This window comes from Pseudomonas sp. AS2.8 (genome assembly GCF_014190935.1).
Taxonomy (GTDB): domain Bacteria; phylum Pseudomonadota; class Gammaproteobacteria; order Pseudomonadales; family Pseudomonadaceae; genus Chryseomonas.
In genome coordinates, this window is record NZ_JACHVV010000004.1 from 185848 (window position 1) to 200915 (window position 15068).

General features: G+C 59.0%; 13 protein-coding genes and 4 tRNA genes. 8 read left to right on the forward strand and 9 right to left on the reverse strand.

Annotated elements, in window-relative coordinates:
• Window positions 1–167: 167 nt before the first annotated feature.
• Together FHR73_RS17540 and FHR73_RS17545 are read left to right on the forward strand one after the other, a co-directional pair.
• Complete coding sequence (locus tag FHR73_RS17540; RefSeq protein ID WP_183632983.1) at window positions 168–653, forward strand: pilin; 486 nt, start codon at window positions 168–170, stop codon at window positions 651–653.
• A gap of 38 nt (window positions 654–691) precedes the next feature.
• Window positions 692–1381: a hypothetical protein gene (locus FHR73_RS17545; protein WP_183632985.1), complete on the forward strand. Its 690-nt coding sequence runs from the start codon at window positions 692–694 to the stop codon at window positions 1379–1381.
• A gap of 19 nt (window positions 1382–1400) precedes the next feature.
• On the opposite strand, the gene FHR73_RS17550 is transcribed toward FHR73_RS17545, so the two are convergent.
• Window positions 1401–2399: an SDR family oxidoreductase gene (locus tag FHR73_RS17550; protein ID WP_260175740.1), complete on the reverse strand. Its 999-nt coding sequence runs from the start codon at window positions 2397–2399 to the stop codon at window positions 1401–1403.
• 290 nt (window positions 2400–2689) lie between these two features.
• On the opposite strand from FHR73_RS17550, the gene FHR73_RS17555 reads away from it, so the two are divergent.
• The 6 genes from FHR73_RS17555 (at window position 2690) to cyoE (ending at window position 7943) form a co-directional block, all read left to right on the forward strand.
• Window positions 2690–2765: transfer RNA gene (locus FHR73_RS17555), tRNA-Thr, on the forward strand.
• Window positions 2766–3171: 406 nt separating this feature from the next.
• A complete protein-coding gene (cyoA, locus tag FHR73_RS17560) occupies window positions 3172–4095 on the forward strand; it encodes a ubiquinol oxidase subunit II (RefSeq protein WP_183632987.1) in 924 nt (307 codons plus the stop codon).
• Between the two features lie 3 nt (window positions 4096–4098).
• Window positions 4099–6087 carry a cytochrome o ubiquinol oxidase subunit I gene (gene cyoB, locus FHR73_RS17565; RefSeq protein WP_183632989.1) on the forward strand — a complete coding sequence of 663 codons (1989 nt, stop codon included), beginning with the start codon at window positions 4099–4101 and terminating at the stop codon, window positions 6085–6087.
• A 4-nt stretch (window positions 6088–6091) separates the two neighbouring features.
• Window positions 6092–6706 (forward strand): cytochrome o ubiquinol oxidase subunit III, encoded by a 615-nt coding sequence (locus FHR73_RS17570; RefSeq protein ID WP_183632991.1) that lies wholly within the window; start codon window positions 6092–6094, stop codon window positions 6704–6706.
• Entirely contained in the window at window positions 6706–7044 is a 339-nt protein-coding gene (gene cyoD, locus FHR73_RS17575) for a cytochrome o ubiquinol oxidase subunit IV (protein WP_059226334.1), read from the forward strand. The genes FHR73_RS17570 and cyoD overlap by 1 nt, the downstream gene beginning before the upstream one ends.
• Window positions 7045–7055: 11 nt before the next feature.
• Window positions 7056–7943: a heme o synthase gene (gene cyoE / locus FHR73_RS17580; RefSeq protein ID WP_311630328.1), complete on the forward strand. Its 888-nt coding sequence runs from the start codon at window positions 7056–7058 to the stop codon at window positions 7941–7943.
• A 70-nt stretch (window positions 7944–8013) separates the two neighbouring features.
• On the opposite strand, the gene FHR73_RS17585 is transcribed toward cyoE, so the two are convergent.
• The 8 genes from FHR73_RS17585 to FHR73_RS17620 form a co-directional block, all read right to left on the reverse strand.
• Window positions 8014–11901 carry a pilus assembly protein gene (locus FHR73_RS17585; RefSeq protein WP_260175741.1) on the reverse strand — a complete coding sequence of 1296 codons (3888 nt, stop codon included), beginning with the start codon at window positions 11899–11901 and terminating at the stop codon, window positions 8014–8016.
• Window positions 11898–12503 (reverse strand): PilX N-terminal domain-containing pilus assembly protein, encoded by a 606-nt coding sequence (locus FHR73_RS17590; RefSeq protein ID WP_183632995.1) that lies wholly within the window; start codon window positions 12501–12503, stop codon window positions 11898–11900. Before FHR73_RS17590 ends, FHR73_RS17585 begins: the two co-directional genes overlap by 4 nt.
• Window positions 12500–13285 (reverse strand): PilW family protein, encoded by a 786-nt coding sequence (locus FHR73_RS17595; protein ID WP_183632997.1) that lies wholly within the window; start codon window positions 13283–13285, stop codon window positions 12500–12502. The genes FHR73_RS17590 and FHR73_RS17595 overlap by 4 nt, the downstream gene beginning before the upstream one ends.
• Before the next feature lie 3 nt (window positions 13286–13288).
• Complete coding sequence (pilV, locus tag FHR73_RS17600; RefSeq protein ID WP_183632999.1) at window positions 13289–13885, reverse strand: type IV pilus modification protein PilV; 597 nt, start codon at window positions 13883–13885, stop codon at window positions 13289–13291.
• Window positions 13886–14419, reverse strand: coding sequence for a GspH/FimT family pseudopilin (locus FHR73_RS17605; RefSeq protein ID WP_183633000.1), 534 nt, complete (start codon window positions 14417–14419; stop codon window positions 13886–13888).
• A gap of 294 nt (window positions 14420–14713) precedes the next feature.
• Window positions 14714–14789, reverse strand: a tRNA-Lys gene (locus FHR73_RS17610).
• A gap of 5 nt (window positions 14790–14794) precedes the next feature.
• Window positions 14795–14871 (reverse strand) — tRNA-Pro (locus tag FHR73_RS17615).
• A 10-nt stretch (window positions 14872–14881) separates the two neighbouring features.
• Window positions 14882–14957 (reverse strand) — tRNA-Asn (locus FHR73_RS17620).
• Window positions 14958–15068: the final 111 nt, after the last annotated feature.

The window sequence follows — 15068 nt, forward strand, 5'->3', positions numbered from 1 at the left end:
GACTGCCCGCAAAATGGCGCCAGACAGCTGACATTTTTTGTCACGAGCTGCCCCTTTGTTGACGCTTATCGCGAAAGAAACGTGCTGCAGTCGCCACTTTTCTTTGGCACGGCCTGTGCTATACCTCAAACAGGCACGTTGGCCTGACCCAACCTCGGAGATTTGGAATGAAAGCTCAGAAAGGCTTTACCTTGATCGAACTGATGATCGTGGTTGCGATCATCGGTATTTTGGCGGCAGTCGCATTACCTGCCTATCAAGATTATACAGCTCGCGCCAAAGTTACAGAAGTAATGCTACAGGTTGACTCTTGCAAAACCGCCGTATCTGAGTTTATGCAAGCAAACGGCTCGTTCCCAGCGGATGCTAACGCTGCCGGATGCAACTCTACGGTAGCAACAAAATACATGGCAGCCGGAACCGCAGTAGATAGCGCATCAGGAAAAATTACTTCCGGTGCAATTCAAAGCGTTGCCACCGGCGCAGATACCAAGCACATAATTTTACAGCCCACCAGCGATGCTGGAAGAACTACAGCTCTTGCCACCGCCACAACTGCCATTCAAGGTTGGTCTTGTGGGACGGATGCAACTGCAGCAAATTACAAATACTTCCCTGCTTCCTGCCGCCAGGCAGTCCTAGGCGGACTCTAATCAAATAATTTAGCGAGGCCAACGGCCTCGCTTTTCTCATGAAAAGCCAAATCAAAGAAAAGCTCAAAGCATCTGGCATACACTTTGCTATGTCAGCATTTTTCATAACGGCAATCCTAGCCGCTATTAGGTATTTCTGGTATCCAGAGCAATTATTTTACGTAATGCGCACAGCACCAATATTCATTATCTTGGCCGCAACAGATATTGCAATAGGCCCGCTTCTAACCTTCATCGCATACCAAAAAGAAAAAGAAACCCTTCGTAAAGATCTATTAATAATATTAGCGATACAACTGGGAGCCCTATGCCTTGGAATTAAGACACTGGCCGAAGCCAGACCTGTATGGATAGTTTACAACTATGGTATTTTTGACATAGTAAGAGCAAATGACATTTCGACGGAGAACATTAACCCCATAGAGTTACTTCTAAAAAATTCTTGGCTAGGACCAAAACTCGTATCAGCCAAACTTCCTGAAAGCAACCACGAACGAAAAAAAATACTTTTTGACACTTTAGCTGGAAAGCCAGATATATCAAAAAACCCAATCTACTTTTTACCTATAGAGGCAGCATGGTCAGAGATTAAGTCCATAGCAGTGCGAGAAGCACTGCCCAATGAGGAAGAAGCCTACTTAATTCCGGTCACAGGCTCTGCGACCCCATCGATCGCAATAATTAAAATGACTAAAAATCCCAATATAAAAATCATCAAAGCGCTCTGAATTTCCGGTCAAAATTTCATCACGGCATCCCCTTCCCCCCAAACGCCCCTACCACCGTCCCCGTACTGAAACTTGCATCCTCCTCTGCTAGCGCTACATACAACCCCGCCAATTCCGCCGGCTGCCCTGCCCTGCCTAGCAGCGTGTCCTGGCCGAACTCCTTCATCTGTCCTTCCAATTGCCCACCTGCTACCTGTAGCGGCGTCCACACCGGACCTGGTGCTACTGCATTTACGCGAATGCCCTTCTTGGCCAGTTGCTTGGCCATGCCCTTGGTGAGATTGAGGATGGCGGCCTTGGTCGAGGCATAGTCGATCAATTCTTCGCCGGGGTCGTAGGAATTCACCGAGACGGTATTGATGATGCTGGCGCCCGGCGGCAGGTGCGGGATGGCCGCCTTGCTGAAGCGGAAGACGTGATAGACGTTGGTCTTGAAGGTCCGGTCGAATTGCTCGTCGGTGATCTCGAGGATGTCGGCCTTGCTCTGCTGATAGGCGGCATTGTTCACCAGCAGGTCCAGGCCGCCGAGTTGCTGGATGGCCTTGCTCACGACTTCTTCGCAAGCCTCCTGGGTACGGATGTCAGCCGGCAGGGTGATGGCCTTGCGGCCGGCTTCCTGAATCAGCTTGACCACCTCCTGAGCATCGGACTCTTCGGAAGGGTGGTAGTTGATGGCCACATCCGCCCCTTCCCGGGCAAAGGCGATGGCCACGGCGCGACCGATGCCGCTGTCGCCGCCGGTGATGAGGGCTTTGCGCCCGGCCAGGCGACCCGAACCGCGATAGCTGGTCTCACCATGGTCAGGGCGAGGCTCCATCTTGCTGGTCAGCGCTGGCCATTCCTGGCGCTGCTCCTTGAAGGGCTCGCGGGTGTACTTGGTGCGTGGGTCCTGCAGCGGCTTGGCGGGACGAGTCGCGCTGCTGCCTTCCTGCGCGACGGCAGCGCCTGAAGCAGCGGCGGCCAGCCCCACGGCGGAGCCGACGAGCACGTTACGACGAGTAAGGGAGTAATCGGTCATCGAGGCTCTCCGCATGGGCAGCTATCTATTGGCAGAATCAGAGGGTCGAAGCTGCGGCAAGGCTGGATCCGCGAAGGATTAGGTATGACGACTCGGGCAAAGGTTTCCCGAATGCATGCCGCCCTGACCGCTGACCTTCGCGCTCAAAAATCGAATCAGGCCGAGAAGCATTGACGAATCGCGAAATCAGGGGCGGGCAGCAGTGCGACACATCGCCACAGGGCTTGGCACAGGCACGATGACCAGGCTTGCACAGCAGATAACCGAAGACTTATCATTGAAAGCTTCGTGCCGGTGTAGCTCAGTTGGTAGAGCGGCGCATTCGTAATGCGAAGGTCGTAGGTTCGACTCCTATCTCCGGCACCATTCCTCCGTTTCATCCCTCCTCGCTCTTTTCAAAGCCTTCAAGGCCTTAGCCGCCTTGGGCCGCGCCTTTCTGCGCTCCTTTCCGATCTGCGCCTTGCATGCGAGCCGACGGCAAACGCCGGAGCAAACTGGCGACTCCCTGTCCCTCGGCTACTCTTACCCAGCGCATGACAGTGCCTTACACCGCCTGATTTCGGCTTTCTTGACGGCCGGCAAGACCTGAACGGCGGCTGACCAAAGGGTCGAATATCCAGCCCCTCTGTGGCACCATACCGCGCTGCGAAATCCCGCAATTTCTGCAATCCATCAGCCTGCCGCACGGATGCCTGTCCGTTGCGGAGCATGAGGCTGGCGACAGGCACGTTGAGAGAATAACCACGATGAGCCGCTCTACTGAGGTCGTGAGATGAAACTAACGAAGTATCTAAAACCAACCGGTTGGCTTCTGGCCGGTGCCGCCGCGCTGCTGCTCAGCGGGTGCGACGCCGTGCTGCTGGATCCGAAAGGCTCCATCGGCGTGCAAGAACGCAACCTCATCTACACAGCGTTCGGCCTCATGCTGATCGTGGTGATCCCGGTCATCGTGATGACCTTCCTGTTCGCCTGGAAGTACCGCGCTACCAACAAGGAAGCCAAGTACACCCCGAACTGGGCTCACTCCTACAAGATCGAAGCCGTGGTCTGGCTGGTCCCCCTGGCCATCGTGGTGTTCCTGAGCATCCTGTCCTGGAAGACCTCCCACGAACTGGATCCCTTCAAGCCGCTCGATCATCCCGAGCAGCCGCTGGTGATCGAAGCGGTCTCGATGGACTGGAAATGGCTGTTCATCTATCCCGAGCAGGGCATTGCCTCGGTGAACGAGATCGCCCTTCCGGTCAATCGTCCGGTGCAGTTCAAGATCACCTCCGAGTCGGTCATGAACACCCTGTCCATCCCGGCCCTGGGCGGCATGATCTACGCCATGTCCGGCATGCAGAGCCAGCTGCACCTGATCGCCGATCATCCCGGCGAATTCGAGGGTCGCTCGGCCAACTACAGCGGCGCCGGCTTCTCCGACATGATCTTTACCGTGCACGCGGTACCCACCGCCGGCGATTTCGACGCCTGGGTGAACAAGGTCAAGCAGTCGGGTGGCAAGACCCTGGACCAGGCGAGCTACACCGAGCTGGCCAAGCCCAGCGAGAAGCAGCCGATCGCCTACTACTCGACGGTCGAGCCGGATCTGTTCAGAACGGTCATCAAGAAGTTCATGAAGTCCGACTTCAGCAAGCAGACCGATCACGTGATGGACATGAGCCAGCACGGCGGTCAACACGGTACCGAGGAATAAGTTATGTTCGGTAAATTAACTCTGGCGGATATTCCGTATCACGAGCCGATCATTCTCGTGACGTTCGTTGTGGTCGCCCTGGGCGGCCTGGGACTCATCGGGGCGCTCAGCTACTTCGGCAAGTGGGGCTATCTCTGGAAAGAGTGGCTGACCACCGTCGACCACAAGAAGATCGGCGTGATGTATTTCATCGTCGCGCTGGTCATGCTGCTCCGTGGCTTCTCAGACGCCATCCTGATGCGTAGCCAGCAGGCCATCGCCTCTGGCGGCGCCGAGGGCTACCTGCCACCGCACCACTACGACCAGATCTTCACCGCCCACGGCGTGATCATGATCTTCTTCGTGGCGATGCCGTTCGTGGCCGGCCTGATGAACGTGGTGACACCGCTGCAGATCGGTGCCCGCGACGTGGCCTTCCCCTTCCTTAACTCGCTGAGCTTCTGGCTGTTCGTGGCCGGTGCCGTGCTGATCATGATGTCGCTGTTCGTGGGCGAATTCGCCGCGACCGGCTGGGTGGCGTATCCGCCATTGTCAGGCATCAAGTACAGTCCGGGCGTAGGGATGGACTACTACATCTGGGCCCTTCAGCTTTCCGGTATCGGGACGACCCTGACCGGCGTCAACTTCTTCGTGACCGTGCTGAAGATGCGTACCAAGGGCATGACCCTGATGCGCATGCCGATCTTCACCTGGACCTCGTGGTGTACTGCCATTCTGATCATGGCAGCCTTCCCGATCCTGACCGTGACCCTGGCACTGCTGACCCTGGACCGTTACCTGGGCTTCCACTTCTTCACTGCGGAAGCCGGTGGCAACCAGATGATGTACACCAACCTGATCTGGGCCTGGGGCCACCCCGAGGTATACATCCTGATCCTGCCGGCCTTCGGCGTGTTCTCGGAAGTGACCTCCACCTTCAGCAAGAAGCGTCTGTTCGGCTATGTATCGATGGTCTGGGCAACGGTAGCCATTACCGTGCTGTCCTTCATCGTCTGGCTGCACCACTTCTTCACCATGGGTTCGGGCGGTAACGTCAACGCCTTCTTCGGCATCGCGACCATGATCATTGCGATCCCGACAGGGGTGAAGATCTTCACCTGGCTGTTCACCATGTACCAGGGTCGTATCCAGTTCACTTCGCCGATGCTCTGGACCCTGGGCTTCATCGTGACCTTCAGCATCGGCGGCATGACCGGCGTACTGCTGGCGGTACCGGGTGCCGACTTCGTGCTGCACAACAGCCTGTTCCTGATCGCCCACTTCCACAACGTGATCATCGGCGGCGCCGTGTTCGGCTACTTCGCCGGCATGATCTACTGGTTCCCGAAGGTGTTCGGCTTCAAGCTGAACGAGAAGCTGAACAAGCAGGCCTTCTGGTGCTGGCTGATCGGTTTCTATGTCGCCTTCATGCCGCTGTACATGCTGGGCTTCATGGGCATGACCCGTCGTCTGAACCACTACGACAACCCTGACTGGCACCCCTTCCTGGTGACCGCCGCCATTGGCGCCGGCATCATCGCCCTCGGCATCCTGAGCCAGCTGTGGATGTTCTACGTCAGTATCCGCGACCGCAATCTGCCGGAAAACGTGGACGTGACGGGCGATCCGTGGGATGGCCGTACCCTGGAATGGTCGACCTCGTCGCCGCCGCCCTTCTACAACTTCGCTGAAGTGCCGGAAGTGCACGACATCGACGCCTACTGGGGCATGAAGGAAAAAGGCATCACCGAGAAGAAGGATGCGGATTACAAGAAGATCCACATGCCGCGCAACACTGCTGCCGGCATCGTGATCAGCTTCTTCGCCCTGATCCTCGGCTTCGCCCTGATCTGGCACATCTGGTGGCTGGCCATCGCCAGCTTCGTGGGTTGCATCGTCACTGCGGTCGTCCGCAGCTATGACGACGATGTCGACTACTACGTACCGGCGGAAGAAGTGGCGCGAATCGAAACCGCGCGCATTCAGTCCCTGGCGAAATTCAAGCAGGCCTAATCCAATGGCGAATCAAGTTATGCATAACGAAGTCGCCCATGCCGAGGAGCATGGGCACCACGACGCCGGATCGATGAAGACGTTCGGCTTCTGGTCCTACCTGATGACCGACTGCATTCTGTTCGGGACGCTGTTTGCGACCTATGCAGTCCTGAGCGGGGCCCATGCCGATGGCCCCTCCCAGAAGGACATCTTCGAACTGTCGTTCGTCCTGGTCGAAACCTTCCTGCTGCTGTTCTCCAGTATCACCTACGGCTTCGCCATGATTGCTCAGCACCATGGCAGCAAGGGTGGCGTTCTGGGTTGGCTGGCGATCACCTGGCTGTTCGGCGCCGGCTTCATCGGCATGGAAGTCTATGAGTTCCATCACCTGATCGAAGAGGGCTACGGTCCGGATCGCAGTGCCTTCCTGTCGTCGTTCTTCGCGCTGGTCGGTACCCACGGTCTGCACGTGAGCTCGGGTCTGATCTGGATGATCGTGTTGATGCTGCAGGTCGCTTCCAAGGGCCTGACCACCACCAACGTGACCCGTCTGTCGTGCCTGAGCCTGTTCTGGCACTTCCTGGACATCATCTGGATCTTCGTCTTCACCATCGTCTATCTGATGGGGGTGCTGTAATGGCGCACGACCATAACGCCCACGGGCATACCGCCGAGAGCCATGGCACTTTCAAGAGCTACATGGTCGGCTTCATCCTGTCGGTCATCCTGACGGTCATTCCCTTCGGCCTGGTGATGTTCCCCACCTTCTCCAAGGGCGCGACCCTGGCGATCGTGGTGATCATGGCAGTGGTACAGCTGCTGGTGCACCTGTACTTCTTCCTGCACCTGAACACCTCCGAAGAGCAGCGTTGGAACGTGATCTCCTTTGGTTTCACCGTGGTCATCGTCGGTATCGTGGTCGTGGGATCCCTGTGGATCATGTACCACATGCACCAGAACATGATGATTCACTGAACCGGGCCGACGTGATGATCAAGAAGTACCTTCTCGTGACGAAGCCGGGCATCATCTTCGGCAACCTGATCTCGGTTGCCGGCGGGTTCTTCCTGGCGTCCAAAGGGAGCATCGACCCGCTGTTGCTGCTGGCGACGGCTATCGGGGTGTCGTTGGTCATTGCTTCCGGCTGTGTGTTCAACAACGTGATCGATATGGACATCGATCAGAAGATGGAAAGAACCCGCAATCGCGCCCTGGTCCAGGGCACGATCTCCTCGAAGGTGGCGCTGGCCTATGCCACCCTCCTCGGCCTCGCCGGGGTGGGGCTGCTGTACGTGGCGACCAATCTGGTCGCCACCGCCTTCGCGGTGATGGGTTTCGTAGTGTATGTAGGGCTCTACAGCCTCTGGCTGAAGCGCACCTCGGTATACGGCACCCTGGTCGGCAGCCTGTCCGGTGCCGCACCGCCGGTGATCGGCTACTGCGCCGCCAGCGGCCAGTTCGACAGTGGCGCTGCGGTGCTGCTGCTGATCTTCTGCCTCTGGCAGATGCCGCACTCCTACGCCATTGCCATCTTCCGTCTCAAGGACTACACCGCGGCCTCGATTCCGGTACTGCCGGTGGCCAAGGGTATCTCGGTGACCAAGCGTCACATCGTCTGGTACACCGTGGCCTTCATGGCTGCCACCCTGCTGCTGACCGTGCTCGGCTACGCCGGCTACGTCTATCTGGCAGTGGCTGCCGTGATCGGGGCCTGGTGGCTACGCCTGGCCTTCATGGGCTATCAGGCCGAGAATGACGTGCAGTGGGCACGCAAGCTGTTCGGGTTCTCCATCATCGCCATCACCGCCCTGAGCGTGATGATGTCGGTGGATTTTCAGATCCCGGGCGACGTGCTGCTGACCTACGCACGCTGAGATGCACCGTTCCATGAAAAAGCCCGGCCTGGTGCCGGGCTTTTTCATGCCTGCGTGAAAGCCCTCTTCACTAGTCCTGGTTGGTGATGACGCGCCAGGTCTGGCGGCGGCTTGCGGGCAGGTCACCCCGCAAGCCATTCGGTGATTTGCTGTCGCTGCCATAGATCGCCGCATCCGCCAGGGTTCCTTCCATGCTGAAGGTGCCGTCACCGTATACGAAGGGCACGATCCCTCCGAGCAGGCCATCGAGCTGGATACGCCCATAGACCGTATCCGTCCCCAGATTGAACAGGCCGCTGTTGTTGCCGCCGGTGTAGGGATCCAGGGCATAGAGGTAGGTGGTGACACCGGCGGTACAGGCGTCGGTGCTGGGTATCAGGGAGCTCATCAACAGGGTGCCGCTGAATAGCTGGGGCTTGTTGATCACCAGCTCGCCATTCAAGGGCAGATTCAGATACCAGCCCTGCTTGCCATTGGTCGCCGTATTGGCGTCGTAGCTCACCGACGTTGCGGAAATGGTGTTCGCCGTACTGCTGACGCTGGAACCGGCAGAGCTGGTATAGCTGATGCGCTGATCGGTGCCGAGGGTCTGCTGCTGCAGACTGGCGATCGTCAGTACCGGAGTACTGCTGGCCGCCGATCCATCGGTCTGGCGATCCCAGATGCCGTAGAGGGTCATGGCCTTGCTGGTATTGGCGAGGGCGTCGCTGGCCTCGAGATACTTGCCGGTACCGAAAAGCACCAGATGCCCCGTTCCACTGGGATGAGCCACGACCGCAGGACTGGCAGTGATCGGTTGAACCAGATTGGTGGTACCGGGCGCCACGCTACTGGCCTGGGCGGTATAGAGAGGCCGCCCCCCGAAGGCGACACGGAAGTTGTCCGCTGCAGCCGTTGCGGTCAGGGAAGTGCCGATCAGGTCGAAGCGCCAGAGATTGCCGTGCAGGTCACCAGCGTAGGCATAGTCGGCGATCAGGTCACCATCGACATCGGCCACGAAGGGTGAACTCAGCCCATTGGGCGTCGCCACATTATCGGCGGCAGGCAGCGCCTTGATCAGGCTGCCATCGGCCACATTCATGACATAGAGCACGGCGCTGTCCTGGGCGCTGTTGTAACCATTGCTGACCACCACGCCCCAGCCGCCGGTATGTAGCCGGGTAATAACGGGTTGGGGGTAGGTGAAGCCCAGGTCCTTGTAGCTGGCATCGGCGTCCGACTTTTCCCAGAGCAGCACCGGAGCATTGGGATTGGTGATGTCCAGCGCAAAGAGGCCCCGCCCTCCCCCGCGCAGCGTGCCAATCAGTACAGTGCGCCAGGCACCGTTGAAATAGACGTCGCCCACCACCGGCGTATTGTCGACATAGGACTGATGGCCACCCCCGTTATAACTGCGCTCGGTCAATCGGGTGAGATTGCCGATGACAGCGCTGGGAACGAAGGCATAGACCTCCTGCCCCTGATCGTTGAACGCATGCAGCATGCCATCGTTGGCACCTACATAGATACGCCGCTCACGGGCGGCATTGGTGGTGCGGAACGTCGCGTAGGAATTGTCGCCGACGGTCGCATTCATCAGGGCGATGGGGCTGTTGGGACCGTCCACCACCACCGGTGAAGAGTTCACGATGTCACCGAGGATATGGCTGCGCGGCCGCAAGGATGGCGCGGCTCCGGGCGCTTCCAGACTGCGATCGCCGCGCAGATAATCCACCCGGCGACTGCCATAGGTGTCGGTTGTGCCGCCGGAGGTCTTGTTGAGACTGAGTTGTTGATCGGTATTCAGATTCGCCCAGGTGAAATCGGTCAGAGCGCCGCCCTTGGCCATGTAGATCTTGCGAGTGCCGAAGGCGGTATTACCTGTAGCGAACTTGCCATCGAGTTGTTGAGCGGCGCTCCAGATCCTCGTCTGGGTGGTACCCGTGCGTTGGTACTTGATGACATCCCCGCTCCAGTCGGCATTGGAAAAGGACGGGGAATAGGTAAAAAGCGCGTTGGTGTCCCCTACCCGGGTGGGCGATACGGTCTGGCTCGCGCCGACACTGGTGGACTGGGTGATCCGCGTGACGACCTTGCCAAGGGAGGTAATCAGGTCGCTGGCGTTTTCCGCGCTGAAGAACTCGCCCCGCGAATTGATCGCTGCGTGCCAAAGGTCATAGACATTGTTCTGATTGACCGTGTTGTCCGCACCCGCCACGGGCCAGGGCGTAGTACCTGCGGCCAAGCCAGCGTAGCCACCGGCGAAGGTATCGCCATCCCAATCGGGATTGATCAGCGCACTGCTCAAGCCGATACCCACGTAGAACCCCGTGAGGTGTTGCCAGGTGGCCGGATCGTTACGCGGATTCCAGTAGGGCGAAAGCGTATTGGTGCCCCGAACCTCGCTGCTGGTCACGGTATTGTAGGGCGGTACCTTGTTGTCGAGCCCGGGCTGGGCATCGGTGCTCCAGTAGAGGAAGGCCAGGTCTGCGAGAGTGCTGGAGGTGGCGTCCTGAAAGGGAGCCTGAGGTGAATATTTCTGACCATCAGGCAAATCGGCGGCCGTGCCATCAGCGTTGCTGGAGGCAAGGGGAGCGTTCCAGATACCGTCGGTGACAACTAGGCTGTAGCTGGCTCGACAACCGTAGACTGGTTTCTCACTATTCCCAGGATCATAAGCATAGGGACTATTGCTGCCAGTAGTCTTGAGTAGATCGCCGACTCGGGCAACTGCCTCTAGCAGCGGTGTGCTCTGGTTGTAGTAAACATCGCCAAGCCAAGTAAAGAAGGCTGCCCGGTGCGCACCAGTGAACGGTCGTAAGCGATTATCGTAGGATGTCGTCGGACTGACACCACGGCAGTTTGGGTCTACCGCAGCTAGAACGCAGCTTTGATTGGTACCTAGCGCCTGCCAACCAACCCGAATGTTTTCCGATGCTTCTGCCAAGGCCAGGTTGGTGGCGGTCTGGGCGGCCAGGGCGCGGCTGCGGTAGAAGGAGTACCAGTTGGCGAAGTTCTGCCGCTCGTCCGTGCCGTTGGGCCCGGAGGTGGCGGTCACGAATACGCGGCGATAGCAGTCATCGTTCTGCAGCGAAGCAGACCGGCAGCTGGTTAAGGTGGCGTCGTAAAAGTAGTAATAAGCCGGAACGCTCGACACGACCGTTGCGGTGATGGTGTAGGTCACCGACGAGAAAACACCGCCCACGGCGTAGCTCACGTTCCGCGTGCAGGTCACGCCACTGTAGGTGATCGACGCGGTATTGGCGATGCTCGCCGTGCACCCCCCCAGCGCCTCCCTCCCCTGCAACCAGCCGAGCAGGGACGCATCACTGATGGAGACCTGAGCACCATTGATGGTTTCGGTAAAACCAGCCCCCAGGAGAATATTCAGCAGCGTCACTCGCCCATAACTACGACTGGTGCCTTGGTAGCTGCCCGCGCTTTGGAAGTCCTGCGCTGGATTTTCTGCCAGCATGCTCGGGCTGTTGTTCTGCAGCCCCGGATTTCCGTAGGAGTTACCCCGCGCCACATTGGGATCTGTAGTAACCAGATTGGGGTTATAACTCCAGCTGACGCGGTAGTCGGTGGCCAGATTGACGCTACCCAGGCTCGGTCGATAGCCGTTTACATAGGCACTGGTAAAGCTGGTAGACAGTCGCGTACGGGTCAGTCCGCCCGTACTGCTGTAGCTCACCGCATAGGGCGCCGGATAGCTGATCGCCGGGTTGTAGTAGAGACTGTTGAAGGCCGCCGATTTGGCGCGGCGGGTCGGTCGGATGGCATCGGTGTTCGATGCATCCGGCACCACCGCCATCTGCATGCTGGTGGAGTTATCCAGAGTGACGAACAGATTGGGACCGACACTGTTGGTCAGGAACAGCGGCTGCTGACTGAGATTCAAGACAGCAGCTTGCGCCGCAGGTGCGGCCAGGGTCAGCAACAGGGCCAGAGACCCGATGCCCGATGCAGCTCGACTCATGGCACCTCCAGGGCGACGACGCTCTGCAGAATCACCGGAAAGCGCTTGCCGCGGTCCTGGGCAACAGCGGTGATCCGAAACAGGTTGGTGGCTGGCGCCGAGACATCGACCGAACTGCTACCGATGGCCGTCACTACCCAGCGGGGTGTCTGGGCGAAGGAGGCACTGCCATCTGAGCCGCGATAGGCAACCGTCCGCGTCGTAGGATCGGTCCCGCTCGCCTGGAGCGCCGCCGCTGCCCAGGTCTGGGTCAGGGCACCGGTATTGAGATCGCTGGCCTTGGTCAGGATGCACAGGTCACCGGTTGGCACCTTGGCGAAGGCACTGCGCACCGCTGGCACGCTTTCGGGGCAACTGGCGAAACCTGCACTGAAGGCGGTAAAGGACGGTTGCTGACTGAGGGCCACCAGTCGCCGCTCACCTTCGCGTAGCGCCGCCTCCGCAGCATTGAAGGCCTGGGTGTTTTCCAGGGCGGCGCCGCCGCTGCGGGCCTGCAGCAAGGTCTGACGCATGCTGGAGGCGGCCAGCAGCGACAACAGCAACAACATCACCAGGGCGATCAGCAAGGTCGCACCGCGCTGCCTGCCAATGACCGGACTCATAACGCCAGATTCCTCAGGGTGACGGTGCTCTGCAGTATCTGCATGGGTCGACTGGCATCCGCCACCTGCAGGCCGGTAAGGGTCTGCCAATTGGCAGCCGTGTTACTGGCCACATCAATGGTCAACGCCTCTGTGGTGCTGAGCAGCGCCGCGTAGCGCACGGCCGGTGCATCCGCCTTGGGTGGGATTGACCAGCGGAAGTCCTGCAGTCCCTGCACCAGCACCGCACTGCCTCTGCGTGTCAGCGCGCCCCCGCGCTCGCTCCAGACGGTGCAGCTCAGGGTGCCACTGCCTGGGGTATTTCCTGCCGTATAACGCAGCTTGAGCAGGACGTTGCCGCCGGCATTCAGATTCACCCGAGGGATGGGGTTGCCCAGGCAGTCCTGATCCTTGCTGTCCAATGCACCCTGATAGCGAATGCAGACACCGGCGGGCGCGTTGGGGTTGTCCGTGGTCGCCGCGAAGGTGGCGCCGGCAGCGAAGGCTGGACAGCTTATGCCATCGGCATCCTTGACCTCACCCACCGCCGGAAAGGCTGCCTGCAGGCTACCCTGATAACGGATTTCGGCGCGGAAGCCGGTCCGTGCGAGTTGCCGGTCAAGCAACTGCAAGGTCAGCTGGGCGTTGTTGCGATTGCCGGTCTGGCCCTGCTGGAAGAGAAAGCTGCGCTTGTTGTTGATATAGATCTGCGAGACGCCCAGTACCAGAAAGGTACCCACGGTGAGGGCGATCATCATCTCGATGAGGGAAAATCCAGTCTGACTGCGTAGCTTGAGGTTCATGGCCTACAGCTCCGAGCGCAGGGCGTAGTAGCAGACGCCTTTGGGGCAATTCAGCGAATCGTTGCTGACGTCCTGCCAGGCCACCACCACCATCACCGGCGCTACCGCATTGGCCTCGCAAGCACCCAGCGGCGTCGTGTTGCCCGCGGGATCGCTGGACGGCAGTTTCGGTACGCCGGACGCCGGACAGACCGCGAAACTGCTGGCGATCAGCGCGTCCGTGACCGGCAGCAAGGCTTTCACCTGATTCAACCAACACCCCAGATCCTGACCCGCCACCGTCTCCCCGCCCGCAGAGCGATCCCGGGTCAGGCAGGTCTTGCCTGCATCGAGGGCCTTGGTGCGAAAGTTGGTACCGGGCTGCTTGATATAAGCCCCATCGATCTTGACCTTGTCGCTCGCCACCACCTGGTCGCGATTGCTGCGCATCAGTTCGAGCAGGTCATTGGCCAGAACCATGGCATTGCTGCGCTGCACCGAATCCTGGGACAGCGCCACGCTGCGTGTCTGCAGGGCGACCATGCCCAGCACGCCAATGCAGATGATCACCAGACTGACCAGCACCTCGATCATGCTGAACCCATCTTCGTGGCGCTTCATCTAGCTGCACCCCACGGCACTTGGGCGATTGGGCACATAGTCGGCCACGTTCAGCACGCCACCCTGGCTGAGCGTGAACTGCTTGCCCTGGGTAAGCGCATTGGTGGCGCAGATGCGAATGGTGGCGTCGCCGCTGAGTTTCAGACTGCCATTGGGTTGGAAGGTCAGACTGGTCAGAGGAGTTCCTCCTACGGATCCGGTTCCGTTGACGCCGCTGCCCAGTCCCCCGCTGTATTGCCGCAGGACTTCGGCATTGGGCAGCACCACCGTCTTGACCGTGGTGATCCTCAACGCGCCCATCCAGCCGTTGGCGTCCTCTGGATCGGTGGTGACGACGACATTCACACCGCGGCTCATGGCTTCACTGCGTGCGTAATAGAGGGCGCGCTGCAACTCCCCTGCTGCCGCCTGCACGCGGTTGCTTTGCACCAGGTTCGCGAAGCCAGGCGCCGCCAGCGCTGTGACGATGCCCAGCAGCGCTATGACGACCAGGACCTCGATGAGCGTGAAACCCGAGAGGCGTTTCGACTGCATTCCCACCGCCTGAAAACCCGTTACTTCACCTGATAGTAGTAAGGGCTCGAGCAGTCGCTATGACCGGCTATCGCTTCGATTTGCGGGGCGAAACCACCTGGATCAAGGCGTTCGGCGGAGATGAGCGAAATAGAGCGTGGCGTAACGAGTCGAGGATGATCAGCCGGAATACTGGCCGTTTGCAGTCGGAAGCAGAAAGATTTCGGGATGATGGTCAGCCTGGCACTGAGTCACCAGAGAAAATAATGACCCGGAAACGCAAAAACCCTCCTTGCGGAGGGTTTCTGGTAAAAATGGTGGGTCGTGCAGGATTCGAACCTGCGACCAATTGGTTAAAAGCCAACTGCTCTACCAACTGAGCTAACGACCCAAATATGGTCGGGGTAGGGGGATTCGAACTCCCGACATCCTGCTCCCAAAGCAGGCGCGCTACCGGGCTGCGCTATACCCCGAGAATGGAAGTGGCTCCGCGACCTGGACTCGAACCAGGGACCCAATGATTAACAGTCATTTGCTCTACCGACTGAGCTATCGCGGAATTTCTCTCTTCCAACCCCTCTTACGTCAGTGCCTTTCGAGCTTTGCCGTAAGTGAGGTGCGCCATTTTACGGAAGTAGAAACAGACGTCAACACCTAGCCTGCTGTTTTT